This window comes from Zavarzinia sp. CC-PAN008, assembly GCF_051903925.1.
GTDB lineage: Bacteria > Pseudomonadota > Alphaproteobacteria > Zavarziniales > Zavarziniaceae.
The window spans coordinates 4,213,898-4,236,686 of record NZ_CP173678.1 but is presented as its reverse complement, the minus strand read 5'-3'; the positions used below and the strand labels follow the sequence as shown (position 1 = coordinate 4,236,686).

19 protein-coding genes are annotated in these 22,789 nt (G+C 69.2%); 10 read left to right on the top strand and 9 right to left on the bottom strand.

Translation table 11 applies throughout. From position 1 onward, the window contains the following. Nucleotides 1-39: 39 nt before the first annotated feature. On the bottom strand, nt 40-2,730 hold the full coding sequence (acnA, locus tag ACI6GS_RS19810) for an aconitate hydratase AcnA (protein ID WP_439815190.1): 2,691 nt from the start codon (nt 2,728-2,730) through the stop codon (nt 40-42). Between the two features lie 161 nt (nt 2,731-2,891). After that, a complete protein-coding gene (locus ACI6GS_RS19805; RefSeq protein ID WP_439815189.1) occupies nt 2,892-3,803 on the bottom strand; it encodes an EamA family transporter in 912 nt (303 codons plus the stop codon). Here ACI6GS_RS19805 and ACI6GS_RS19800 point away from each other — a divergent pair. After that, nucleotides 3,802-4,797 (top strand): AAA family ATPase, encoded by a 996-nt coding sequence (locus tag ACI6GS_RS19800; protein WP_439815188.1) that lies wholly within the window; start codon nt 3,802-3,804, stop codon nt 4,795-4,797. The genes ACI6GS_RS19805 and ACI6GS_RS19800 overlap by 2 nt on opposite strands. Here the strand turns inward: ACI6GS_RS19800 and ACI6GS_RS19795 are convergent. Continuing rightward, nucleotides 4,772-5,173 (bottom strand): rhodanese-like domain-containing protein, encoded by a 402-nt coding sequence (locus ACI6GS_RS19795; RefSeq protein WP_439815187.1) that lies wholly within the window; start codon nt 5,171-5,173, stop codon nt 4,772-4,774. The two genes, ACI6GS_RS19800 and ACI6GS_RS19795, sit on opposite strands and share 26 nt — an antisense overlap. A gap of 210 nt (nt 5,174-5,383) precedes the next feature. Here ACI6GS_RS19795 and ftrA point away from each other — a divergent pair, with 210 nt between their 5' ends. The 7 genes from ftrA to ACI6GS_RS19760 all read left to right on the top strand — a co-directional run bounded on the left by ftrA (nt 5,384) and on the right by ACI6GS_RS19760 (nt 14,175). Further along, nucleotides 5,384-6,358 carry a transcriptional regulator FtrA gene (gene ftrA, locus ACI6GS_RS19790; RefSeq protein ID WP_439815186.1) on the top strand — a complete coding sequence of 325 codons (975 nt, stop codon included), beginning with the start codon at nt 5,384-5,386 and terminating at the stop codon, nt 6,356-6,358. A gap of 50 nt (nt 6,359-6,408) precedes the next feature. Continuing rightward, nucleotides 6,409-8,877: a GcvT family protein gene (locus ACI6GS_RS19785; RefSeq protein ID WP_439815185.1), complete on the top strand. Its 2,469-nt coding sequence runs from the start codon at nt 6,409-6,411 to the stop codon at nt 8,875-8,877. Between the two features lie 191 nt (nt 8,878-9,068). After that, nucleotides 9,069-9,995 (top strand): phosphotransferase, encoded by a 927-nt coding sequence (locus ACI6GS_RS19780; RefSeq protein ID WP_439815184.1) that lies wholly within the window; start codon nt 9,069-9,071, stop codon nt 9,993-9,995. After that, nucleotides 9,992-10,759 (top strand): GntR family transcriptional regulator, encoded by a 768-nt coding sequence (locus tag ACI6GS_RS19775; protein ID WP_439815183.1) that lies wholly within the window; start codon nt 9,992-9,994, stop codon nt 10,757-10,759. Before ACI6GS_RS19780 ends, ACI6GS_RS19775 begins: the two co-directional genes overlap by 4 nt. Beyond that, nucleotides 10,756-11,532, top strand: a complete 777-nt coding sequence (locus ACI6GS_RS19770; RefSeq protein WP_439815182.1) for an inositol monophosphatase family protein — start codon at nt 10,756-10,758, stop codon at nt 11,530-11,532. Before ACI6GS_RS19775 ends, ACI6GS_RS19770 begins: the two co-directional genes overlap by 4 nt. A 45-nt stretch (nt 11,533-11,577) precedes the next feature. Beyond that, nucleotides 11,578-12,600 carry a ligase-associated DNA damage response exonuclease gene (locus ACI6GS_RS19765; RefSeq protein WP_439815181.1) on the top strand — a complete coding sequence of 341 codons (1,023 nt, stop codon included), beginning with the start codon at nt 11,578-11,580 and terminating at the stop codon, nt 12,598-12,600. Next, nucleotides 12,601-14,175 (top strand): cisplatin damage response ATP-dependent DNA ligase, encoded by a 1,575-nt coding sequence (locus ACI6GS_RS19760; RefSeq protein ID WP_439815180.1) that lies wholly within the window; start codon nt 12,601-12,603, stop codon nt 14,173-14,175. Nucleotides 14,176-14,326: 151 nt separating this feature from the next. Here the strand turns inward: ACI6GS_RS19760 and ACI6GS_RS19755 are convergent, their stop codons facing one another. Next, nucleotides 14,327-15,715, bottom strand: coding sequence for an aldehyde dehydrogenase family protein (locus tag ACI6GS_RS19755; RefSeq protein WP_439815179.1), 1,389 nt, complete (start codon nt 15,713-15,715; stop codon nt 14,327-14,329). 157 nt (nt 15,716-15,872) lie between these two features. Further along, on the bottom strand, nt 15,873-17,246 hold the full coding sequence (locus ACI6GS_RS19750) for a glutamine synthetase family protein (protein WP_439815178.1): 1,374 nt from the start codon (nt 17,244-17,246) through the stop codon (nt 15,873-15,875). A gap of 195 nt (nt 17,247-17,441) precedes the next feature. On the opposite strand from ACI6GS_RS19750, the gene ACI6GS_RS19745 reads away from it, so the two are divergent. Then, nucleotides 17,442-17,663, top strand: coding sequence for a DUF4236 domain-containing protein (locus tag ACI6GS_RS19745; protein ID WP_439815177.1), 222 nt, complete (start codon nt 17,442-17,444; stop codon nt 17,661-17,663). A 47-nt stretch (nt 17,664-17,710) separates the two neighbouring features. Further along, the gene (locus ACI6GS_RS19740) at nt 17,711-18,772 is read left to right on the top strand and encodes a hypothetical protein (RefSeq protein ID WP_439815176.1); all 1,062 of its coding nucleotides are present in this window, start codon (nt 17,711-17,713) and stop codon (nt 18,770-18,772) included. Nucleotides 18,773-18,791: 19 nt separating this feature from the next. Here the strand turns inward: ACI6GS_RS19740 and ACI6GS_RS19735 are convergent, their stop codons facing one another. From ACI6GS_RS19735 to ACI6GS_RS19720, 4 genes are all read right to left on the bottom strand, one after another. Beyond that, on the bottom strand, nt 18,792-19,691 hold the full coding sequence (locus ACI6GS_RS19735) for a DMT family transporter (protein ID WP_439815175.1): 900 nt from the start codon (nt 19,689-19,691) through the stop codon (nt 18,792-18,794). A 227-nt stretch (nt 19,692-19,918) separates the two neighbouring features. Next, the gene (ruvX, locus tag ACI6GS_RS19730; RefSeq protein ID WP_439815174.1) at nt 19,919-20,407 is read right to left on the bottom strand and encodes a Holliday junction resolvase RuvX; all 489 of its coding nucleotides are present in this window, start codon (nt 20,405-20,407) and stop codon (nt 19,919-19,921) included. After that, nucleotides 20,407-21,759, bottom strand: a complete 1,353-nt coding sequence (locus tag ACI6GS_RS19725; RefSeq protein WP_439815173.1) for a hypothetical protein — start codon at nt 21,757-21,759, stop codon at nt 20,407-20,409. The genes ruvX and ACI6GS_RS19725 overlap by 1 nt, the downstream gene beginning before the upstream one ends. Next, nucleotides 21,756-22,697 (bottom strand): ABC transporter ATP-binding protein, encoded by a 942-nt coding sequence (locus tag ACI6GS_RS19720; RefSeq protein ID WP_439815172.1) that lies wholly within the window; start codon nt 22,695-22,697, stop codon nt 21,756-21,758. Before ACI6GS_RS19720 ends, ACI6GS_RS19725 begins: the two co-directional genes overlap by 4 nt. Nucleotides 22,698-22,789 lie beyond the last annotated feature (92 nt).

The following is a 22,789-nucleotide window of genomic DNA, read 5'->3' as shown; positions in this document are numbered from 1 at the left end:
GTCCGATCCGGTCCATGCTGGCGCTTGTCGCCGCCGCGCCTAGGCGGCCTTCAGCAGGCCGCGCAGCACGTACTGCAGGATGCCGCCATGGCGGAAGTACTCGACCTCGTCCAGCGTATCGATCCGGCAGAGCAGCGGCACCGTCTGGGTGGAACCGTCGGCCCGCTTGATGGTGCATTCCACCGTCATGCGGGGCTTCAGCCCTGCGGCCATGCCCTTCAGGTCGATCACCTCGGTCCCGTCCAGGTTCAACGTCTTGCGGTTGACCCCTTCGGGGAAGACCAGCGGCAGGATGCCCATGCCGACCAGGTTCGAGCGGTGGATGCGCTCGAAGCTTTCGGCGACGACGGCCTTGATGCCCAGGAGCTTGGTCCCCTTGGCCGCCCAGTCGCGCGACGAGCCGGTGCCGTATTCCAGGCCGGCAAAGACCACCAGCGGGGTTCCCGCCGCCTGGTACTTCATCGACGCGTCATAGATCGACATCACCTCGCCATCGGGCTGGTGCTTCGTGTTGCCACCTTCGGCCCCGCCCAGCATCTCGTTCTTGATGCGGATGTTGGCGAAGGTGCCGCGCATCATCACCTCGTGATTGCCGCGCCGCGCGCCATAGGAGTTGAAGTCGGCGGGCGCGACACCGTTCTCGATCAGGTAGCGGCCTGCAGGCCCGTCCTTCTTGATCGAGCCGGCGGGCGAGATGTGGTCCGTGGTGATCGAATCGCCGAACAGGCCCAGAACGCGGGCGCCGATGACATCGGTCACGGCACCCGGCTCGGCCGGCATGTTCTCGAAATAGGGCGGGTTCTGGACGTAGGTCGACTTGTTGTCCCAGGCATAGGTCAGCGACTGCGGCGTCTTGATCCGGCGCCACAGCTTGTCGCCGCTGAACACATCGGCGTACTGCTCCTTGAACATGTCCTGGGTCACGAACGAGCCCACGGCGTCGGCAACCTGGCGGTTGGTCGGCCAGATGTCCTTCAGGAACACCGGGTTGCCGCTCGAGTCCTCGCCCAGCGGCTCGTTCACCAGGTCGACCCCGACCGAGCCGGCCAGCGCATAGGCGACGACCAGCGGAGGCGAGGCCAGGTAGTTGGCGCGCACGAACGGATGGACGCGGCCCTCGAAATTGCGGTTGCCGGACAGGACCGCCGCGGCGACCAGATCGCCCTCGGTGATGGCGTCCGAGATCGGCTCGGGCAGCGGGCCCGAATTACCGATGCAGGTGGTGCAGCCATAGCCGACCAGGTTGAAGCCCAGACGGTCCAGGTCCTTCTGCAGGCCAGCCTTGGCCAGGTACTCGGTCACGACCTTGGACCCCGGGGCCAGGCTGGTCTTGACCCAGGGCTTCACCTTCATGCCCTTCTTGACGGCGTTGCGGGCCAGCAGGCCCGCCGCGATCATGACGGACGGGTTGGAGGTGTTGGTGCACGAGGTGATCGCGGCGATCACCACGTCGCCATGGCCGACCGAATAATTGGTGCCCTTCACCTGCGGGCGGGCATCGGCCGGGCCGGCCTTGCCAAAGCCGTTGTCGGCCAGTGCCTTGGCGAAGCCGTCCTTGACCTTGGACAGCTCGACCCGGTCCTGCGGCCGCTTCGGGCCGGCCAGGCTGGGCTCGACGGTCGAGATGTCGAGTTCGAGCGTGTCGGTGAAGATCGGGTCGGGAGTCCCAGGCTTGCGCCACATGCCTTGCGCCTTGGCATAGGCCTCGACCAGGGCGACGCGCGCGGCCTTGCGGCCGGTCTTCTTCAGATAGGCGATCGTCTCGCGGTCGACCGGGAAGAAGCCGCAGGTGGCACCGTATTCCGGCGCCATGTTGGCGATGGTCGCACGGTCGGCCAGGCTCAGCTCATCGAGGCCAGAGCCATAGAATTCCACGAACTTGCCGACCACGCCCTTCTTGCGCAGCATCTGGGTCACGGTCAGGACCAGGTCGGTTGCCGTCGTTCCCTCGCGCAGGCGCCCCGTCAGCTTGAAGCCCACGACCTCGGGAATCAGCATCGACACGGGCTGGCCCAGCATCGCGGCCTCCGCCTCGATGCCACCCACGCCCCAGCCCAGAACGGCCATGCCGTTGACCATGGTCGTGTGGCTGTCAGTGCCGACCAGCGTATCGGGATAGGCGACCGTCTCGTCCCCGTCCCTGCCGGTCCACACACCCTGCGCCAGATATTCCAGGTTCACCTGGTGGCAGATGCCGGTGCCCGGCGGCACCACGCGGAAGTTGTTGAATGCCTTCTGGCCCCAGCGCAGGAACTGGTAGCGCTCACCATTGCGCTCGTACTCGATCTCGGTGTTCTTCTCGAGTGAATCGCGGCCGCCAAAGACATCGACCATCACCGAATGATCGATCACCAGGTCGCAGGTCGACAGCGGATTGATCTTCTCCGGATCGCCGCCCATGTTCGACATGGCATCGCGCATCGCCGCCAGGTCGACCACGGCCGGCACGCCTGTGAAGTCCTGCATCAGCACGCGCGCCGGGCGATAGGCGATTTCGCGGTCGCTGCGGCGATCCTTGACCCAGTCGGCCATGGCCTTCACGTCATCGGCGGAGACGCTGCGGTTGTCCTCGTAGCGGAGCAGGTTCTCCAGCAGCACCTTGAGCGAAACGGGCAGGCGCTCGACATCGGGGCCCAGGCGCTCCGCCGCCTTCTTCAGGCTGTAATAGGTGTAGGTCTTTGCCCCGACTTTCAGTGTGCGGCGAGTCTTGAAGCTGTCGAGTGATGCCACAGCGGGTCCTCCAGTGGGGCTTGACCGGCGACGCGACCGCGGCGCCCGAGGGCCAGGCGCCGGGAGACTCGCGTTGCGGTCGAGGATGAGCGAGAGATTCCGGTGCGAGGAATAACCCGACGACGCGTAAGTGAAAAGATGGAGAGTAGGGTGTTCCGCCCTCAATCGCCGCCGCTGTGACGGGTTGCGCCTGGCTGGGGGCGTCGCCCCAGCGTGGCGCCGATGCCCGCGGTGCTGACCAGGACGATGCCGAGGATCGCCGTCGGCGGCAGCGCTTCCTTCAGCAGGAACCAGCCAACAAGGGCGGCAATCGCCGGCTGGGTGCTGGTCAGTACGCCAAAGGTGGCGGTCGCGACGTGGCGCAAGGCCAGCATCTCAAGCCCATAAGGCAACGAGGTCGACAGGACGGCAACGGCCGCCACGCCCAGCGCCAGCTGGGGACTGGCCATGTAGGTCGGGATCTGGCTACCGCCGAAGGGGATCAGGATCACGGCCGCCACCATCAGGGCAACGGCCAGGCCCGTGACGCCGGGGATCAGGCGCCCGGCGCGGGCGCTGAGCAGGATGTAGCCGGCCCAGCAGGCCCCTGCCGCGATCGCCAGGAGGAAGCCCAGGGGATCGGCATGGTCCATGCCGCCCAGCGGCGTCAGGAGCAGGCCGCCGCAAAGCGCCAGGGCCGGCCAGGCGAAGTCGAGCGGCCGCCGGGCGCCCATCAGCGACAGCGACAGCGGGCCCAGGAACTCGATCCCCAGGACGATGCCCAGCGGCAGGCGCTGGATCGCCATGTAGAAGGTGACGTTCATCATCGCGACGACGGCTCCCAGGGCAAGCCCGGCGCGCCATTGCGCCGCCGAGAGGCGCCACAAGGCGGGTCGCGTGACGATCAGCAGGACCGTGGCCCCCAGCGCATTGCGCCAGAAGGCCAGCGCCATCACGTCGCGGCCCGTCCCCACCTCCTTGGCAAGGCCCGCGCCGATGGGTGAGATCACGACGGCGGCCAGCACGAACAGCGGGCCAAGCACGCGCCACAAGGCGGCGGAGGGTGCGGGCGCACCCGATGGAACAGGGGACATGATGGCGCAAGGCATGCCGCACGGCTTCCTGCTGGGCAAGTTCCTGCCGCCCACGATGGGTCACAAGTTCCTGGTCGACTTCGCCGCAGCCCAGTGCCGGCGCGTGTCCGTCCTGGTCTGCACGCGAAGGAGCGACCCCGTCGCCGGGGCCTTGCGCCATGCCTGGATGCGGGAGGCGTTCCCGGCGCTGGACGTGATCCACCACAGCGCCGAGATCCAGGAATACCCGCACGGGCCCGACGACCGCGCCTTCTACGACCTCTGGCGGGACTCGATCGCCGCGCATGTGCGGGGGCCCATCAGCCACGTCTATGCGTCCGAGCCCTATGGCGCCGATTTGGCCGCTGCCCTGGGCGCCGCTTTCGTACCGGTCGACCTGGGCCGGGTCGTTGTTCCCATTTCCGCGACCCAGGTGCGCGCGGCCCCGCTCGCCCATTGGGACATGATCCTGCCCCAGGCGCGGTCCCACTTCGTGAAACGGGTGTGCATCTTCGGGCCCGAGTCGACGGGCAAGACGACGCTGGCCGCTCGCCTGGCGCGGGCCTTCGATACGCGCCACGTGCCGGAATATGCCCGCGCCCTGCTCGATGCCGGTGGGCGCTGCGACTATGAGGACATCCCACTGATCGCGGCGGGGCAGGTGGCGGCGGAGGATGCGGCGGCGAAGCAGGCGCGCGGGGTCGTGGTCTGCGATACCGATCCGCTGACCACCACGATCTGGAGCCGCTGGCTGTTCGGCCGGGTGCCGGCCGAGGTCGAGGCGCTGGCCGCGGCACGATCCTATGACCTGACCCTGCTGTGCGACATCGACTGCCCCTGGGTCGACGACGGCCAGCGCTATTACGGCGATCCGGACATGCGGGCGCGCTTCATGGCCGACTGCCGCGCCACGCTGCAGGCGGCGCGGCGGCCCTATGTCGTGTTGAACGGCGACTGGGACGCGCGCTTCGATGCTGCCTGCGCCGCGATCAGGGCGCTCCTTCGGCCAAGTTGAAGCCCTCGTCCAGCCAGCCGCAGATCCCGCCCGTCATCAGTTTGACCGGCCGGCCCAGGCGCGCCAGTGCCAGGGCGCCGCGAGCTGCCCCGTTGCAGTGCGGACCGGCGCAGTAGGTCACGAACAGGGTCTCCGCCGGCCATTCGGCCATGCGCCGTGCCGTGATCTTGCCATGCGGCAGGTTGATGGCGCCCGGCACGTGGCCGGCCGTGAAGAGGTCGGGGCTGCGCACGTCGAGCAGGACGAAGCCGGCTTTACCACTCGCCAGGGCGGCGTGGACGTCCCAGCAATCCGTCTCGAACGCGAAGGCCTGGGCAAAGTGGGCAACAGCGTCGGCAGGTAGTGCTGCGGGATACTCGGTCACGGCGTTGGTCATGGCGTCCATTTCTTTGTCCGACCTCATCCTGAGGAGGCCCGCAGGGCCGTCTCGAAGGATCGCCAGCGAGCGCTCGTGGGCCATCCTTCAAGGCTACGCATCGCTCCGCACCGCAGGATGAGGTGGGGAAGTGGGAACTCTCTTCTCCTGGACATTGCCGCGCCGCGCAGGCATGCGTCAGTGGCGGAATGGACAAGGTCATGACGGATCATGCCAAAGGCGATGCGTGACGCCAGGCTGGTGGCGGCCCTGGTCTATGACGGGCTGTGCACGTTCGAGTTCGGCATCGTGGCCGAGGTGTTCGGCCTGGAACGCCCCGAAATGGGGGCGGACTGGTACCGCTTCGTGCCCGTGGCCGAGGTGCCCGGCCCGGTCCGGGCCGGCGGCGGCATCCAAGTCGTGGCCCGCCATGGCCTGGACGTGCTGGCCCGCGCGGGAACGATCGTCGTGCCCGGCTGGGGCATTGACCGGCCGCCGGCATCGCCTGCCTTAGCCCAGGCGCTGCGGGCGGCACACGCGGAAGGCGCCCGGCTGGTCACGATCTGCTCCGGTGCTTTCCTGCCGGCAGAGCTGGGCCTGCTGGACGGACGGCGGGCGACGACGCATTGGCGCTATGCGGCGCGGCTGACGGAGCGGTTTCCGGCGGTCCGGGTCGATCCGGGCGTGCTCTATATCGACGAAGGCGACGTCCTGACCTCTGCCGGGTCGGCCGCCGGGATCGACCTGCTGCTGCATGTGGTGCGCAAGGATTTCGGCGCCGCCGCCGCCAACAGCGTGGCGCGCCGCCTGGTCGTGCCGCCGCATCGTGCGGGTGGGCAGCAGCAGTTCATCGACCAGCCAGTGCCGCGGGTACGCGAAGGCCGCCTGGCCCCGTTGCTGGATGCCGTGCGGGCGAGGCCGGCCGAGGACTGGAGCATTGCCCGCATGGCGGCACTGGCCGGCTTCAGCGCGCGGACCTTTGTTCGACGTTTCCGCGCCTTGACGGGTGCGGCGCCGGGTGACTGGCTGATCGCGACCCGGGTCGATGTTGCGCGCCATGCGCTGGAGACGAGCGGGGCGGCCCTGGCCGACATTGCCGAGGCTTGCGGCCTAGGCAGCGTGGAGAACCTGTCGCGCCAGTTCCGCAGGCGTGTGGGCGTGCCGCCGGGTGAATACCGCCGGGCGTTCAAGGCGTCCCTGGTCTAGACCAGTCACAATTCCAGGCTAGACTGGGGCCACGCGAACGGGGGGCGGGTATGGCGGACGAGTCGATAGCGGCAGCGGGTCGGGTGCCCAGCCATGCCAGGGTCGTCGTCATCGGCGGCGGCATTGTCGGCTGCTCCGTCGCCTATCACCTGGCGAAGAGCGGCTGCACCGATGTCGTCCTGCTGGAGCAGCACCAGCTGACGGCGGGATCGACCTGGCATGCGGCGGGGGCGGTCGCGCAGTACCGTTCCAACGTCAACATCATGGCCCTCATCAAATACGGGGTCGACCTCTACCAGCAACTGGAGGCGGAGACCGGGCAGGCGACGGGCTGGCGCCCGCTGGGCGGCATGCGCCTGTCCAGCAATCGCGACCGGCGCGAGGAATACCTGCGCACCATCACCACGGCGCGTTCCCTGGGGGTGGAGATGGAGCTGATCTCGCCCACCGAAGCGCTGGAGAAGTTCCCCTGGATGAGCATCGACGGCGTGGACAGCGCCGTCTGGGTCCCGACCGACGGCCAGGTCAGCCCCAGCGACGTGACCATGGCCCTGGCCAAGGGCGCGCGCCTGCATGGGGCCAAGCTGGTTGAGCGGGTGCGCGTCACGGGCTTCACGACGAAGGATGGCCGGGTGACGGGGGTGGAGACCGACCAGGGCACGATCGCGTGCGAGGCGGTCGCCCTGTGCGGCGGCATCTGGACCCGGGGGCTGGCGGCACGCGCCGGGGTGAACGTGCCGATCCAGCCGTCGCACCACTGCTATATCGTGACCGACAAGATCCCCGGCATGCCGAACGACACGCCGTTCATGCGCGACCCCGATCTTTGGCACTATTTCCGGGGCGAGGTGGGCGCCCTGATGGTCGGCCAGTACGAGCCCGATCCCGTCGGCTGGCCCAGTGCGAGCGTGCCGGACGACTTCGAGTTCAAGCTGATGCCGGAGAACCTGGACCATTTCCTGCCGCATTTCGAGCCGCTGCTGAAGCGCATCCCGCTCCTGGAGAAGGCCGGCATCCGCTCGTGGTTCAATGGCCTGGAATCCTTCACGGAAGACCAGAACCCGGTGATGGGGGAGGCGCCGGAACTTGCCGGCTTCTTTGTCTGTGCCGGGTTCAATGCCTATGGCATCTCGGCCGGCGGCGGCTTCGGCATGGCGCTGGCGCGCTGGATCCTGGATGGCGAGCCGCCCTTCGACCTGTGGTCGGCGGACATCAGGCGCTTTGGCGCTTTGCACCGCTCGGACCGGGTCACGGCGGAACGCGCCGTGATGGGGCAGGGCCGTCACTACACCGTGCACTATCCGTTCGAGGAGGTGGACGTCGTCCGCCCCCTGCGTCGGAGTGCGATCTACGACAAGCTGGCCGCGGCGGGCGCCCAGTTCGGGGAGAAGGCGGGTTGGGAACGCGCCCAATGGTTCGCGGAGAGTGCGGGCCAGCGCCCCTTCCACGGTACCTGGGACCGCCCGGACTGGTTCGGCCGCGTGGCGCGCGAGCACAAGGCCGCGCGCGAGGCGGTCGCGGTGTTCGACCAGTCGTCCTTTGCCAAGGCGGTGCTGGTGGGGCGCGATGCGGAGGCGGTGCTGCAGCGCCTGTGCTCCGGCCCCATGGCGCTGAAGCCGGGCCGCGCGACGCACGCCCTGATGCTGAACGCGCGCGGCGGGATCGAGGCGGAGCTGACGGTCGCGCGAATCGCGCCGGACGTCTTCTATCTGGTCAGCGGCACGGCCATGGCGGTGCGTGACTTCGGCCATGTCCGCCGCGGTATCCAGGCCGGCGAGCATGCCTCCCTCGTCGAGATGACCAGCGCCTTTGGCGTGCTGTCGGTCATGGGGCCGAATTCCCGAGCGCTGCTTCAGCCGCTGGCCGAAGGCGACCTGTCGGCGCAAGCCATGCCCTTCCGCCAGGTGGCGGAAATCCCCATTGCCGGTGCGCCCGTGCGGGTGATGCGCCTGACCTATGTCGGCGAACTGGGCTTCGAACTGCACGTGCCGACCGAATACATGGCAACGGTGTACGAGGCGCTGAAGGCGCGAGGCGCCGCCCACGGCCTGGTCGATGGCGGTTATCGCGCGATCGACTCCCTGCGCCTGGAAAAGGGCTATCGCGCCTGGGGACCCGAGATCGGGCCGGACACGACACCGTTCGAGGCCGGCCTGGACTATGCCGTCTCGTTCAAGAAGCGCGTCGACTATGTCGGCCGCGCGGCGCTGGAAGGGCGGCAGGACGCGCCTCGTCCCAAGCGTCTGGCGATGATCGTGGCGGAGGACGCCAGCATCGACCTGCTGGGGCGGGAGACGATCTACCGCAACGGTGTCCGCGTCGGCTACCTCACCTCCGGCGGCTTCGGCCACACGCTGGGGCGACCCGTCGGCATGGGCTATGTCGCCAACGAAGGCGGCGTGGACGAGGACTTCATCGGCAGCGGCACCTGGGAGCTGGAGGTTGCGATGCGCCGCGTCCCCGTCCGCGCCAGCATGGACCCCCTCTACGACCCGCAAGGGTTGCGAGCGCGGAGCTGATGGGATGACACAGGCGCAACCCAAAAGCCCTCCCCCGTCGCGGAGCGATGGGGGAGGGTGGGGTGGGGGCGGTGTCCTGCGCCTGACGATCGCGTGCCGGTGGAGCGTTGCGCCCCGCCCTCACCCCCGCCCTCTCCCATCGCAAGCGACGGGAGAGGGAGCACGTTGGCCCGGGCGAACAGGGGAACGCGATGACCGATGCTGAGCTGGCCGCGTTTGCCCCGGTGCCGGCGAGCGCCGAGAAGGCAGCGGCAAAGGCGGCGGGCCTGTCCTTCTGGTCGGGTGCGGTCGAGCCACGGCCCCTGACCGGCGGCCTGACCAATCGCAACTTCATCGTGGACGATCCCGTGAAGGGGCGCTTCGTCGTCCGCATCGGGGGCGACATCCCGATGCACGGCATCATGCGCTTCAACGAACTGGCCTTCTCCCGCGCCTCGGCCGCGGCGGGGACGGGGCCGGAGATCGTCCATGCGGAGCCGGGCGCCCTTGTCATGCACTGGATCGAGGGGCGAACCTATGCGGCAGAGGACGTGCGCGATCCCGCCAACCTGCCGCGCATCGCCCGCCTGCTGCGCAAGGTGCATGACGAGGTCGGGCGGCACCTGCTGGGCCCGGCGCTGGCGTTCTGGCCCTTCTACGTCAACCGCTCCTACATCCTGGCGATTGCGCGCGCTGGCGGCGGACGCCAGGCGGACAAGCTGGAGCGCTTTGCGGTCGCCAATGCGGCGCTGGAGAGGGCGGTCGGGGCAATCGAGCCGGTCGCCTGCCACAATGACCTGCTGCCCGCCAATTTCCTGGATGACGGCAAGCGCCTTTGGCTGATCGACTGGGACTATGGCGGCTTCAACTCGGTGTTGTTCGACCTCGCCAACCTGGCCGGCAACAACGATTTCGAGGCGGGCCACGAGCGCGACCTGCTCGCCCTCTACTACGATGGGGCAGTGCCGGAGGGGGCCTGGCGGCAGTTCGCCGCGATGAAGTGCGCCTCTGTCCTGCGCGAGACGGTGTGGAGTGCGGCGTCGGAGGTCTACCCCTCCGTTGGCGGCGACTACGCGGCCTATACCGACCTGAACCTGGCCCGCTTCGAGGCGGCCTATGGCGCCTGGAGTGCTTCGTGACAGAGGCGGTATTCGCGCTCGACCTGTCAGGGGCGGCGGATGTGCCGATCTACCAGCGGCTGCGCGACCAGATCGCCGACGCGGTCGAGCAGGGCCTTCTCCGGGCGCACCAGGCCCTGCCATCGGAGCGCGACCTGACCGCCCGGCTGGGCATCGGGCGAATGACCGTGCGCCATGCCCTGGAGCGGCTGACGGCGGATGGCGTGATCTATCGCCGGGCGCGGCGCGGCTGGTTCGTGGCAGAGCCGCGCATCCGCTATGACCTGACCCGCTCCATCAGCTTCTTCGACAATGTGACGACGGAGGGGGGCCGGCCCGGCACACGCCTGCTGTCCGCGGTTGAGAGCGCAGGCCCCGCCGCGGTGCGCGCGGCGCTGGGCCTGAGCGCGGGGGAGGGGGTCTTTCACCTGCGCCGCCTGCGCCTGATCGGGGCACGGCCGGTGATGGTGGAGGATGTCTACCTGCCCCGCGCACGCTTTCCCGACCTGCTGAAGCGGCCGCTCGACCAGTCCCTGCGTGACTTGTGGGCCAAAGCCTATGGCGTGATAGCGGCCGAGACGGCGCTGACCCTGCGAGTCGTGGCCCTGCGGCCGGACGATGCGGCGCTGCTGGAGATCGATGCCAATGCGGCGGGCCTGCTGGTGACGAACGTGATGCGCGACGGCACAGGCAGGCCGTTCGAGGTGGAGCATCTGCACTGGCGCCTGGATGCGGCCGAATTCTGCCTTTCCGGCGTCATCCGCGAAAACCGGGAGCCGACATGACCATCCCCGCCGAACTGATCGCCGTGGCGGAAGCCCTGGCCGAACTGTCGGGCGCCATCCTGCGCGACCGCTTCCGCACCGTGTTCCGCGTCGATGCCAAGTCGGACAGGTCGCCGGTGACCGAGATCGACCGCCTGGTCGAGCAGACCCTGCGGGAACACCTGGCCCGGGTCCGGCCGCAGGACGGGGTGATCGGGGAGGAGTTCGGCCGCGACCGGGCCGATTCCGAATGGGTCTGGGTGATCGACCCCATCGACGGGACCAAGCCGTTCATGACAGGTAGGGCAACCTTTACCACCATGATCGGCCTGGCCCACGGCGGCCGCCCCGTCTTCGGCCTGGTCGACCAGCCGATCGTGCGCGACCGCTGGCAGGGCGGGCCGGGCCTTGGCCTGACCATGAACGGTCGTGCGGCGCGGACGTCCGGCTGCACGCGGCTGGCCGATGCCGTCCTCTCCACCTCCTCGTTCGAGGAATTGTCCGAGGAACGATGGGCGCGCTTGCGCCGCGTCGGCCTGGCCGCGCGCTCGGTCGTGCTGGGGGGCGAGGGCTATACCCAGGCTCTGCTGGCGGCCGGCTACCTGGACGCGGTCATCGAAGGCGGCATGGGCGTGCACGACTATGTGGCGCTTAGCCCCCTGATCGAGGCCGGCGGCGGCCGCATGACGGGCCCGAAGGGCGAGGCTCTGGGCCTGGAGACGCCGGGCCTGACCCTGGCGGCCGCAACACCCGCCCTGCACGCCGAACTGGTCCAGGCGTTCGGGGAGGGCTGAGCGATCGGGCTTGCACCTGCCCGTGCGGTCCCCAAATGTTCGCGGATGGACCAGCGTGTTGCCCGGGCTGCCCGGCTGATCGAGAACCGGGCCGAGGGCCTCTACTGCCCGGCGGCGCAGGCCTTCATTGACCCCGTGCGGCCGGTCGACCGGGCCATCATCACCCATGGCCATGGCGACCATGCCCGCTCCGGCCATGGTGCCGTGCTGGCGACGCCCGAGACGCTGGCAATCATGAGGCGGCGCTATGGCGAGGACTGCGCGGGCACGATGCGCGAGGCTGCGTATGGCGAGGTCCTGTCGGTCGGCGACTGCGCCGTGCGGCTGGAGCCGGCGGGCCACGTCCTGGGCAGTGCCCAGGTGGTGATCGAGCACGAGGGGTCGCGCGTCGTCGTGTCCGGCGACTACAAGCGCCGGCCCGACCCGACCTGCAGGCCGTTCCAGCCAGTCAAATGCGACATCTTCATTTCCGAGGCGACCTTTGGCCTGCCCGTGTTCCGCCATCCGCCGGTCGAGCACGAGGTGGGGCGCCTGCTGGAGTCCGTGCGCCTGTTCCCGGAGCGGGCGCACCTGGTCGGCGTCTATGCCCTGGGCAAGGCGCAGCGTCTGATCTGTGAACTGCGCAAGGCGGGATGGGACGAGGTCATCTACATCCACGGCGCGCTGGCGGGCCTGTGCCGCCTGTACGAGGACCTGGGCGTGACACTGGGCCCGCTGTCGGGGATCGAGGGCGTGCCCAAGGCAGGCTTGCAGGGGAAGATCGTGCTGGCGCCGCCATCGACTATCGGCGACCGCTGGAGCCGCCGCCTGCCCGATCCCGTGACGGCGGTCGCCTCCGGCTGGATGGGCGTGCGGGCGCGGGCACGCCAGCGCGGGGTGGAACTGCCGCTGATCGTCTCCGACCATGCCGACTGGAGCGAACTGCTGCAGACCATCGACGAGGTGGTGGAGGGCGCCCTGTGGGTGACGCACGGCGCGGAGGAGGCGCTGGTCCACGTGGCGCAGGCCCGCGGGCTGGAGGCTCAGGCCCTGCGCCTGGTCGGCTATGACGCCGAGGACGACAGCTGAATGGAGCGCTTTGCCCGCCTGCTGGACGCACTGGCCTTCCAGTACCAGCGCAATGGCAAGCTGCGCCTGCTGACCGCGTACTTTCGCGAGGTGCCCGACCCCGAGCGCGGCTATGCCCTGGCCGCGCTGACCGGCGGCCTGGTCTTCCGCGAGGCCAAGCCCAACATGATCCGGCAGCTGGCGATGGAGCGGGTCGACCCCGTCCTGTTCGCGCTGTCCTACGACTTCGTGGGCGACCTGGCCGAGACGGTCGCCCTGATCTGGCCAGCGCCCGAGGGGGCGGGCGAGGGGGCGGTCCCGCCGCTGTCCGAGATCGTCGCGACGCTGCAGACGACGGCCAAGGCCGCATTGCCCGGCGTCATCGCGCGCTGGCTGGACGCGCTCGATTCGAACGGCCGCTGGGCACTGATCAAGCTGATCACCGGCTCGTTGCGCGTCGGCGTGTCGGCCCGCCTGGCCAAGCAGGCGCTGGCGGACCTCGGCACCCGCGACGTCGGCGAGGTCGAGGAGGTCTGGCCGGCGCAGGTGCCGCCCTATCTCCCGCTTTTCGCCTGGGTCTCGGGCGAGGCGGAACGGCCGCCGGCGCGCATGGCGGCCGCCTTCCGGCCGGTCATGCTGGCCCAGGCGATCGAGGAGGCGGAGCTGCCGGCCTTCGATCCCGCGGCCTATGCCGCCGAATGGAAATGGGACGGCATCCGCGTCCAGGCGGCGAGCGAGGGCGGCACGCGGCGCCTGTGGAGCCGCACGGGCGAGGATGTGGGACCTGCCTTTCCCGACCTGCTGGCCGGCCTGGACTTCGAGGGCTGCATCGATGGCGAGCTGCTGGTCGTGCGCGACGGCGTCGTGGCGCCGTTTGCCGACCTGCAGCAGCGCCTGAACCGCAAGACGGTGACGCGCGCCATGCTGACCGGCTTTCCGGTGCAGATCCGCGCCTATGACCTGCTGGCCGAGGGGGACGAAGACCTGCGGCCGCTGCCCTTCATCGAGCGCCGCGCGCGGCTTGAGAAGTTCCTGGCCCGCGTGCGCCTGCCCCACCTGGACCTGTCGCCCCGCGTGCCCTTTGCCACCTGGGAGGAACTGGCCGCCGCGCGTGCCGCGTCGCACCTCCCAGGCGTCGAGGGGATGATGCTGAAGCGGTTGGACAGCGCCTATGTCGGCGGCAGGCCCAAGGGTCCCTGGTTCAAGTGGAAGCGCGACCCGCATCTGGTCGATGCGGTCATGATGTATGCCCAGCGCGGCCATGGCAAACGCTCGTCGTTCTATTCGGACTACACGTTCGGCGTGTGGCGCGGCGACGAGCTTGTGCCGGTGGGCAAGGCCTATTTCGGCTTCACGGACGAGGAACTGGCCCAGCTCGACCGCTGGGTGCGCAACCACACGACCGGCCGCTTCGGTCCGGTACGGGAAGTGGACAAGGCCCTGGTGCTGGAAGTCGCGTTCGAGGGACTGCAACGCTCTACGCGCCACCGCTCCGGCATCGCCATGCGCTTCCCCCGCATCAGCCGCATCCGCTGGGACAAGCCGGCGGGCGAAGCCGACCGGATCGAGGCCCTGGAGAAGCTGCTGGCGGGGTAGGCGTCACCGGCGCGAATGATGCTTCGAGCCTTGCTCCCCTCGCCCCTCAGCATGACGCCGGCGGTCTATGGCTTCTCCTCCAACGGCGTCATGCTGAGGAGGCCGACGGCCGTCTCGAAGCATCGCAGGGCAACGGCGACGAGGCGCCAACTCACGTCCCCAACCGGAAGTGGTAGCTTTTGGGACGGGTCAGCATTTCGTAGCCGACGCGGCTGAGGGTGGCGCCGCGGCCGGTGTCCTTGACGCCGGTCCAGGCGAGGCCTGGGTCCAGGTAGTCGCAGCGGTTCATGAAGACGGTGCCGGTGTCGATCCGGTCGGCAATCCGCTCAGCCGCGGCCGCATCCGCGGTCCAGATCGCGGCGGTCAGGCCATAGGGCGAATCGTTCATCAGGCGGATCGCCTCCTCGTCCGACTTCACCTTCATGATCCCGGCCACAGGGCCGAACGTCTCCTCCATCATCACGCGCATGGAATGGTCGACGCCGACCAGGACCTGCGGCGCCAGGTAGGGCGTGCCAACCGCATCGGCCGCGAAGGCGCGCGGGTCGACCAGGGCGCTGGCGCCGCTGGCCACCGCCTCTGCCACCTGGGCGCGCACGAACTCGGCGGAGGACGTCCGCACCATCGGACCCAGGTTGGTCGAAGGATCGGTCGGGTCCCCCAGGCGATACGACCTCGCCAGGGCCGCGACGCCCTCGACAAAGGCGTCATAGAGCGGTTCGGCAACATAGACGCGCTCGATCCCGCAGCAGGACTGTCCGGAATTGAAGAAGATGCCGTCGCCGATGTTCTCGATCGCGTGGGCCAGGTCGGCATCCGCCCGGACATAGGCCGGATCCTTGCCGCCCAGCTCTAGCCCGCATGAGGCAAAGCCGTTGCTGAGCGCCTGCACTACGGCATGTCCCCCCGCGACCGAGCCGGTGAAGCAGACATGGGCCACGCGGCGATCGCCGATCAGGCGCGACGTATCGCCATGGCTGAGGTGCAGGTGCTGGAATACGCCGGCCGCAACACCGGCGCCGTCCAGCGCCGCCTGGAATCGCTCCGCCACCAGCGGCGTCTGGTGCGAGTGCTTCAGGATGACGGCATTGCCCGCGGCCAGGGCCGGGATCACCGCGTTCACAGTGGTGAGATAGGGGTAGTTCCAGGGCGCTACGACCGCGACGACGCCCAGGGGCACGCGCTTGATGCCGAGGCGGAAGCCCGGCTTCTGCCCGGGATCAATCTCGCCCAGCGCTTCCGGCGCGATCTTCAGCATGTGGCGCGCGCGGTCGGCAAACCCGCGTACCTCGCCCGGGGTCTGGCCGATGGGGCGGCCCATCTGCCAGGTGATCTCCTGGGCGATGCCGTCGCCTTCGCCCACCAGGATGTCGACGGCGCGGGACAGGACCGCGATGCGCTCGGCGAGCGGTGTCGCCGCCCACGCGCGCTGCGCCGTGACGGCCAGGTCCAGGGCCGTCTCGATCGCCGCCCCGTCGGCCAGGGGCCGCTCGACATAGATGCTGCCGTCGACCGGCGTGATGGTCTTGAGGTGGGCCATGGGTGTTTCCTGACATCACCGTTGCGCATGATGCTTCGAGACGGCCCCAGGGCCGCTTCCTCAGCATGACGCTGTTGTTGTGCTTGGATGATTCCTGACGGTCGTCATCCTGAGGCGGGGGCCAGGCCCCCGTCTCGAAGGATGCTGGCGCACCCTCTCAAATGATCTCGAAATAGCGGGCGAGCTGCCAGTCGGTGATGGCACGCGACGCCTCGTTCTGCTCCCACATGCGGGTGGCTGCGAAATGGTCGACGAAGGCATCGCCGAACAGGTCGCGCGCCGCCGTGCTGCCCTTCAGCCGACCTGACGCCTCGCCCAGGCTGCGCGGCAGCTGGCGCTTCTCAGCGTGCTGGAGGGCATAGGCATTGCCCTGGATCGGCGCGTCGGGCTCCACCATGTTCTCGATCCCCCAGAGGCCGGAGCCGATCGCGGCGGCCAGCGCCAGATAGGGGTTGATGTCGGCTGCCGCCACCCGGTACTCGACCCGCTGGCTCTTGGGCGATCCGGGGATGGCGCGGAGCGCACAGGTCCGGTTCTCGATCCCCCAGGTCGCATCGGTGGGCGCCCAGAAGCCGGGGATCAGGCGGGTGTAGGAGTTCACCGTGCTGGCGACCATGGCCAGCAGCTCGGGCATCAGGGCCTGCTGCCCGCCGATGAACCAGCGCATCTGGTCCGAGATGTTATGCGGCTTGGCCGCGTCGTGGAAGACGGGGGCGCCGTCCTTGCCCTTGAGCGAGACGTGCAGGTGACCCGACTGGCCGGGATAGTCATGCGACCACTTGGCCATGAAGGTGGCCATCTTGCCCTGGCGCTGGAACAGGATCTTGGTAAAGGTCTTGAACAGGGCGCCGCGGTCGGCCGCTTCCAGTGCCTCGCAATATTGCAGGGCCGCCTCGATCACGCCGGGGCCCGTCTCGGTGTGGATGCCCTCGACCGGCATGCGCATCGCCTGGCACAGCGCCAGCAGGTCGCGATAGACCTCCGCGTGCACCGAATTGCGGATCATCGAATAGCCGAAGAAGCCGGGGCTCAGGTTCTTCAGGCCGCGATAGCCCTTGGCCCGGATGCTGTCAGGCGTCTCGTCGAAGACAAAGAACTCGAACTCGGCCGCGGCGGTGACGGCGTAGCCCAGGTGGTCGGCGCGCTTCAGGACACGCTTCAGCAAGCCCCGCGGGCACAACGGCTCGGCCTGGTCCACGAACTCCAGCAGGAACAGCAGCATCCCGCCTTCGAGCGGCAGGTCGCGGCATGATTCGGGCACCAGGCGGACGGGCGCATCGGGAAAGGCGGTGTGCCAGCCGGTATAGGTGACATCGACGTTCTCGTAGAGCTGGTCGTTGCTGTCCCACCCGAACAGGACGTCACAGAAGCCGAAACCCGAATCGAGGATGGCGTAAAGCTTGTCGCGGTGCAGGTACTTGCCGCGCATCACGCCGTCCAGGTCGAACACGCCGACCTTCACGTGGCTCAGGCCACGCGCCTCCACGATCGCCCGGACATCGGCGGGCGTCTTCACGTCGCTCGGATTCATGCGCTGTCTTGTCCCCTCTGCGCGGCAGCCCCCGCAACCGGCTGGGCCGGCTGCCGCCTCGCCTGCTCCAGTGTTTGCCAAGTCGCTGCGTGCCGTCCACCGCATTCCTGAACCGACATGGGGCGCATCGCGCTTGGCGGCGGTCGCGGCGCGGCGCATCTTCAGGGGCGTTGCGGCGAGTAGGGAGGGGTTGCGTTGGGCCTGCGCTTCCAGAAGAGCATCCGGATCCTGCCGGGCGTGCGCCTGAACCTGAGCAAGAGCGGCATCAGCCTGTCCCTTGGGCGTCCCGGCGCCACCCTGAACGTGGGCCATGGCCGCACGCGCACCAGCCTGGGCCTGCCTGGAACTGGTGTGTCGTACCAGACCCAGGGCAAGAGCCGCTGGGTTTCCTGGCTTCAGAAGAAGCTGGGCCTTTGACCGCGGTACCGCCTGCGATACGGACAAGCCTTCACAACGGACAAGCGATGACGTGGACATTTTCGACGGCCGCCCTTGCGGTCGCTGTGGCGGCGTGCGGCCTGGGCGGCCCCGCCTTGGCGGGCGTGCCGGCGCTCAAGGCCTGCACCCTGAGCACCGCGACCGCGGTCGAGGAGACGGTGCCGGACGAGTTCTGTGCCCGGCGCTCCTGCGCCGCTGCGCGCGAGGGAGTCAGCGTCTGCCACTGCGTGGGCAATGACGGCAGTTTCTTCAAGGTGACGACGCCATCGGGCGAGCGGCGCCTGCCCCTGGACTGGGCGTCGCAGGCGCAGGGCCTTCAGGTCCTGCGCGGCGACATCGACGGTACTGCGGGTGACGAGGTCGCCGTGGCGCTGCACGTCGGCACCAGCAATGGCCTGGGCGTCCGCTACTGGTCGATCTACCTGTTCGACGGCGACCTGGGCCGCCTGCGCACCTCCTGGTCGACTTCCGAGTTCGGCCCCGGCAGCTTTGCCCAGGCCGCCGACGGCAAGGGCTGCGAGATCCTGGCCACCGAGTTCAGTGACGGCAGCGATCCGGAACGCGGCGGCGGCACCTATTTCCAGGGGCGCTTCTACCGCCTGGCTGGTGATGGCCTGGCGCCCATTGCCGGGCGCCCGGTGATCCAGCGCCGCCTTCTCTCCTCGTTCGAGAAAGAGCGGATGGCGGCATCGGAGGGCGATGCCGGCCTGGCGCAGCCGGCGCTCTGGCTTTCCCATGCCTCGGTCCAGGCGCTGGAGCAGGATCCGCTTTGGACCGGCAAGGAGGTCGAGGGCGTCATCCGGTCCGAGACGATGGAGCCCAGCGGCAGCGAACCCCATGCCGATTCGCTGGACCGGGTGGTCGAGATTGCGGTGGAGGCGGGCGGCAGCACCCAGACGATCAGCGAACTGGGGGAGGACAACTACACCCGCATCCGCTTCGGGGATGCCGCGACACGCACGGCCTATCCCGAAGGGTATCTTCCCGGGGGATTGGACCCGCAGGCACTGGTCGGCGCCAAGGTCCTGCTCGGCCCGGTCGAGGAGGGGCTCGACCTGCCGCCGACCGTATGGCTGGTGGATCGCTAGACGCCTGGGCCCCCGGCGGTCAGCGCCGGGGGCTGCGGTTCTCCAGCAGGATGTGGCCGACCACGGCGATGACGACAATGGCGCCGCCGACGATGGTCCAGGCATTGGGCAACTCGGCAAAGGCCAGATAGACCCACAGGCACGCCAGCGGCGCATCCAGCGCCCCGATCAGCGCCCCATCGGCGGGCGGCAGCAGGCGAGCGGCGTTGACGAACAGGATCAGGCCGATGCCCAGGAAGCTGATGCCAAACCCCATCAGCAGCACCATCTCGCCCGGCGACGGCAGCGTGGTAGAGGCGAAGGGCAGGGCCATGGCGCTGCCCAGCAGGCAGGACAGGCAGGCCGCCGGGATCATCGGCACCACCGTCTTCTGGCCGCGCACGATCACGATCATGCCGGCGCCCAGGACGGTCATCGCAAAGGCCAGCAGGTCGCCCAGCAGCGTCGACTGGCCGCCGGCCCCATGCACCACCGTGATCACGATTCCGGCCATCGCCGCCGCGCTGGCCAGCAATGTCGCGCGGCTGGTGCGCTCGCGCAGGACCAGCCGCGCCAGGAATGCCGCGATGAAGGGAAGCGCCGCGTAGATGATCGTGACATGCGCGATCGTCGTCAGCTTCAGCGCATGCACGTACAGAACCATGCTCGCCGCGGTCGCAACGACGAAGGCCCAGTCGCGCGCGCCCATGCCGCGGAACGCGCGCCAGGTGTTGCGCCCCTCCTGCCAGTAGAGAAAGGCCAGGCAGGTCGCGGCACCGAATACCCCCCGCCAGGCCAGGATCGTCCAGGAATCGAGGGACAGTCCGCGCACGAACAGGCCCGCCGTGCTCCAGATCAGCATGGCGCCTGCCATCATCAGCAGGCCCATCCGATAGGCCCGATTGGCGCTCAGGCCCTCGGCCAGAACCCCGCTGCTCACGACTCGACACCCATACCCACCGCACACGCGCGCATGATTTCAGTCCGGCCCAGAGGAAAGGTCGGCAACCAGCGGGATGCTGGCAGCGATGACGATTGTTGAGGTTGGGCGGCGCGCGGCAATGGCCGGCGCTCGATCCCCCGCCTGAGATCCAGCATACAGCATGCGGTGCGGGCGGCAGTGCACAAAAGGGGATTGCTGCACTGCGTGGTCGGCGCCGCGAAGCCTCAGAAGCTGGACCGGCTGGCCGAGGCTGACCCCCGCAGGTAGTCGAGCACGCCCTGCAGGATGTAGGCCGCGGCCAGCTTGTCCACGACCTCCGAGCGGCGGGCGCGCGAGGCGTCGGCTTCGAGCAGGGTCCGGGTCACGGCGGCCGTCGACAGCCGCTCGTCCCAGAACGCGATGGTCACGTCGCGCTCCTTCAACAGGTTGGCGGCGAAGGCCCGCGTCGCCTGGGAGCGGGGTCCCTCTGTCCCGTTCATGTTGAGCGGCAGGCCCAGGACGAAGGCAGCAATGCCCTCGCGCTCGGCAATGGCCAGAAGTTCCGCCGCGTCAGCCTTGAACTTGGTGCGACGGATGACCTTGAGCGGGCTGGCGACCGAGCGCGTGAGGTCGGACAGCGCGACGCCGATCGTCTTGGTGCCGAGGTCGAGGCCCGCCAGGCGCATCGCAGGTCCAGGCAGGGCGACGATCGCCTCGATCGGGATCACCGGCATCAGGCGCGCGCCCCGGCGGTGCCGGCGATGCGGCCGTCGCCCAGGCCCCGGACCAGGGAGCGGTAGCGCCAGACAAGCAGGCCGGCGAAGAGCGCGGCCTCCGCCAGCGGCAAAGCGGGGTTGGTCTGGGCCAGGCCCTCTGGCCCCACGGCAAAGGGCAGGAAAAGCGGCAACAGGGAATAGGCCTCGGACGCATAGAGCAGGGTGGGAAGACCGGCATAGAGCACGGTCAGGTAGACGATGCATGCCATGTGCGAGCGCGCGGTGCCGGTCAATGCCACGAAGTGGATCAGCATGACGTCACGCAGGGCGAAGGCGAGGATGACGAGCGGCAGCGTGATGCTGCCATAAAGGGCGGCGTCGGTCGGCCCGGTGGCGCTGCCCAGCATCTCGGTCAGCTGTCGCCCGGCGTCGGCCTGCTCCACCATGATGGCCAGGGCCGCCAGCAGCGCCAGCAGCCCGCTCCAGACCCAGCCGGGCAGCGTGGCCACGATGTCGAGCGGACGGCCGCGATACACGGCCAGCAGCAGCGCGCGGATCGCGCCCACGCCCTTTGGTTCGGCCAGCGCGATCAGGACGCTGGCCACCACGGCCACGGCAAAGGCCGGCTGCATATGCCAGCCGTCCCCGGCCTCGCCGACGCCCAGACCCGCCGCGTAGATCATCCAGAACAGCACGAAGCCGATCCAGACCAGCGGCTGGTTCCGGTACTGCAGTTCCTCCCGCATGAGGCGCCAGCAACCGGCAATGGCCCAGCCCGCCGCGAACAGCAGGGTCGCCAGCGTGAACAGCGGCCCGGGGAAGGCGTGGCCGCCCCAGTTGATCGCCTGCAGTGCTGCCGCGGGGATCGACGTCAGGAACAGGATGGCCACGCCAATGCCGATGATCTGGGCGAACGTGGCGGGCATGCGCATGCCCGTCGGGCGCAGGCGCAGGACGATCAGGCTGGACAGCAGGGCGACCGCCTGGGCCAGGATCCCGATCAGCAGCAGGCGCGGCGTGGTCGGATCCTCGTGCCCGCCGAACATCATGGCAAAGGGCAGGGCCAGCGCCGCGCCATACCAGGTGAATGCCGTCGCCCCGAACAGCTTGCCGATCGTCATCGCCAGGGGGCCCAGCGACGCGCTTCGCTGCGCGTCCCAGGTGCGGTCGGCGACTTCCGCCAATACAGCGTCGGCGGCCAGCCGGGTGCCCCACAGAATCAGCAGGATGCCTGTCACCGTGCGCGCGACCGACGGCACGGAATTGCTCATCCAGGCGATGGCAAGGACCAGCGCCAGGATCAGCGGCATCATGATGACGCGCGTCGGCGAGAATTCGAGCCAAAGGTTGCGGCGCAGTTCGGGGTTCATCGCGGGGTCTCCGCCACGGGGCTGCCGGCCGCGCCGCGCGCGCTCAGGCGATAGCGTTCGGTGAGCGAGGCGCGTTCCTCGGCCAGGGCGGCGACGGGCAGGCCCTGGGCCACAAGGGCCGCCAGCAGCGTCGCCTGTGCCCCCAGGTCGCCGCGGAACAGGAAGGCCGCGCCCTCTGCCGCCGCCTCCACGCCATGCACGCCGGCCTGCCCAGCCAGGACCTGTCCCAGCGCCGCGACCGGACTGGCAAGGTCCAGCCGCAGGCGGCGGCCGTCGGCGGCGCTGCCGGCAAGCGGCCCGTGTTCGGCCAAGCGTCCATCGCGGATCACCATCAGGTGGCTGGAATAGTCCTCCAGCTCGACCAGAATGTGCGACGACACGATCAGCGTCATCCCGCGCGCCTTAAGCGCCAGCAGCAGGTCCGACAACTCGGCCCGCGCATCGGGGTCGAGCCCCGCCGCCGGTTCGTCCAGCAGCAGGATGCGCGGCCGGTGGATGATCGCCTGGCCGATTGCCAGGCGCTGGCGCAGGCCCCGCGACAGGGTGCCGGCGCGCTGCTCCAGCCGCTCGGTCAGGCCGACGGCGGCCGCCGTTTCCCGCGCGCGCTCGGCCTGTTCGGCGCCCGGCACGCCACGCATCGCGGCATGGTGCATCAGGCAGCGCTTCACGCTCAGCTGATCGTAAAGGCCGTAGAAATCCTGCAGGAAGCCGATCCGGGCGCGCGCCTCGCGCGGGTGTTCCACGACATCGATGCCGTCGACCTCCACCGTCCCGGAGAACGGCGCGTCGAGGGCGGCCAGGCAGCGCATGAGCGTCGTCTTGCCCGCGCCATTGGGGCCGACCAGGGCCGTGATCGTCGCCGGCGCGACATCGAACGACAGGCCGAACAGCGCCCGCTTGCTGGGGTAGTCGTAGATCAGGTCCCGGACGACGATCACACGCGAATCCTCAAGAGGTCGCTGCAGGGGCAACCCGGCCCACTTTGCCGGACGCGCAGTCGACCCGCAAAGGCCGCGGGTCAGGTTCGCGT

Coding starts and splice junctions, on each gene's coding strand:
- ACI6GS_RS19780 (WP_439815184.1), top strand. CDS start 9,069: ATGACCGATGCTGAGCTGGCCGCGTTTGCCCCGGTGCCGGCGAGCGCC.
- ACI6GS_RS19755 (WP_439815179.1), bottom strand. CDS start 15,715: ATGGCCCACCTCAAGACCATCACGCCGGTCGACGGCAGCATCTATGTC.
- ACI6GS_RS19805 (WP_439815189.1), bottom strand. CDS start 3,803: ATGTCCCCTGTTCCATCGGGTGCGCCCGCACCCTCCGCCGCCTTGTGG.
- ACI6GS_RS19765 (WP_439815181.1), top strand. CDS start 11,578: ATGGACCAGCGTGTTGCCCGGGCTGCCCGGCTGATCGAGAACCGGGCC.
- ruvX (WP_439815174.1), bottom strand. CDS start 20,407: ATGCCGGTGATCCCGATCGAGGCGATCGTCGCCCTGCCTGGACCTGCG.
- ACI6GS_RS19740 (WP_439815176.1), top strand. CDS start 17,711: ATGACGTGGACATTTTCGACGGCCGCCCTTGCGGTCGCTGTGGCGGCG.
- ACI6GS_RS19795 (WP_439815187.1), bottom strand. CDS start 5,173: ATGACCAACGCCGTGACCGAGTATCCCGCAGCACTACCTGCCGACGCT.
- ACI6GS_RS19800 (WP_439815188.1), top strand. CDS start 3,802: ATGATGGCGCAAGGCATGCCGCACGGCTTCCTGCTGGGCAAGTTCCTG.
- ACI6GS_RS19750 (WP_439815178.1), bottom strand. CDS start 17,246: ATGAATCCGAGCGACGTGAAGACGCCCGCCGATGTCCGGGCGATCGTG.
- ACI6GS_RS19760 (WP_439815180.1), top strand. CDS start 12,601: ATGGAGCGCTTTGCCCGCCTGCTGGACGCACTGGCCTTCCAGTACCAG.
- ACI6GS_RS19785 (WP_439815185.1), top strand. CDS start 6,409: ATGGCGGACGAGTCGATAGCGGCAGCGGGTCGGGTGCCCAGCCATGCC.
- ACI6GS_RS19770 (WP_439815182.1), top strand. CDS start 10,756: ATGACCATCCCCGCCGAACTGATCGCCGTGGCGGAAGCCCTGGCCGAA.
- ftrA (WP_439815186.1), top strand. CDS start 5,384: ATGCCAAAGGCGATGCGTGACGCCAGGCTGGTGGCGGCCCTGGTCTAT.
- ACI6GS_RS19725 (WP_439815173.1), bottom strand. CDS start 21,759: ATGAACCCCGAACTGCGCCGCAACCTTTGGCTCGAATTCTCGCCGACG.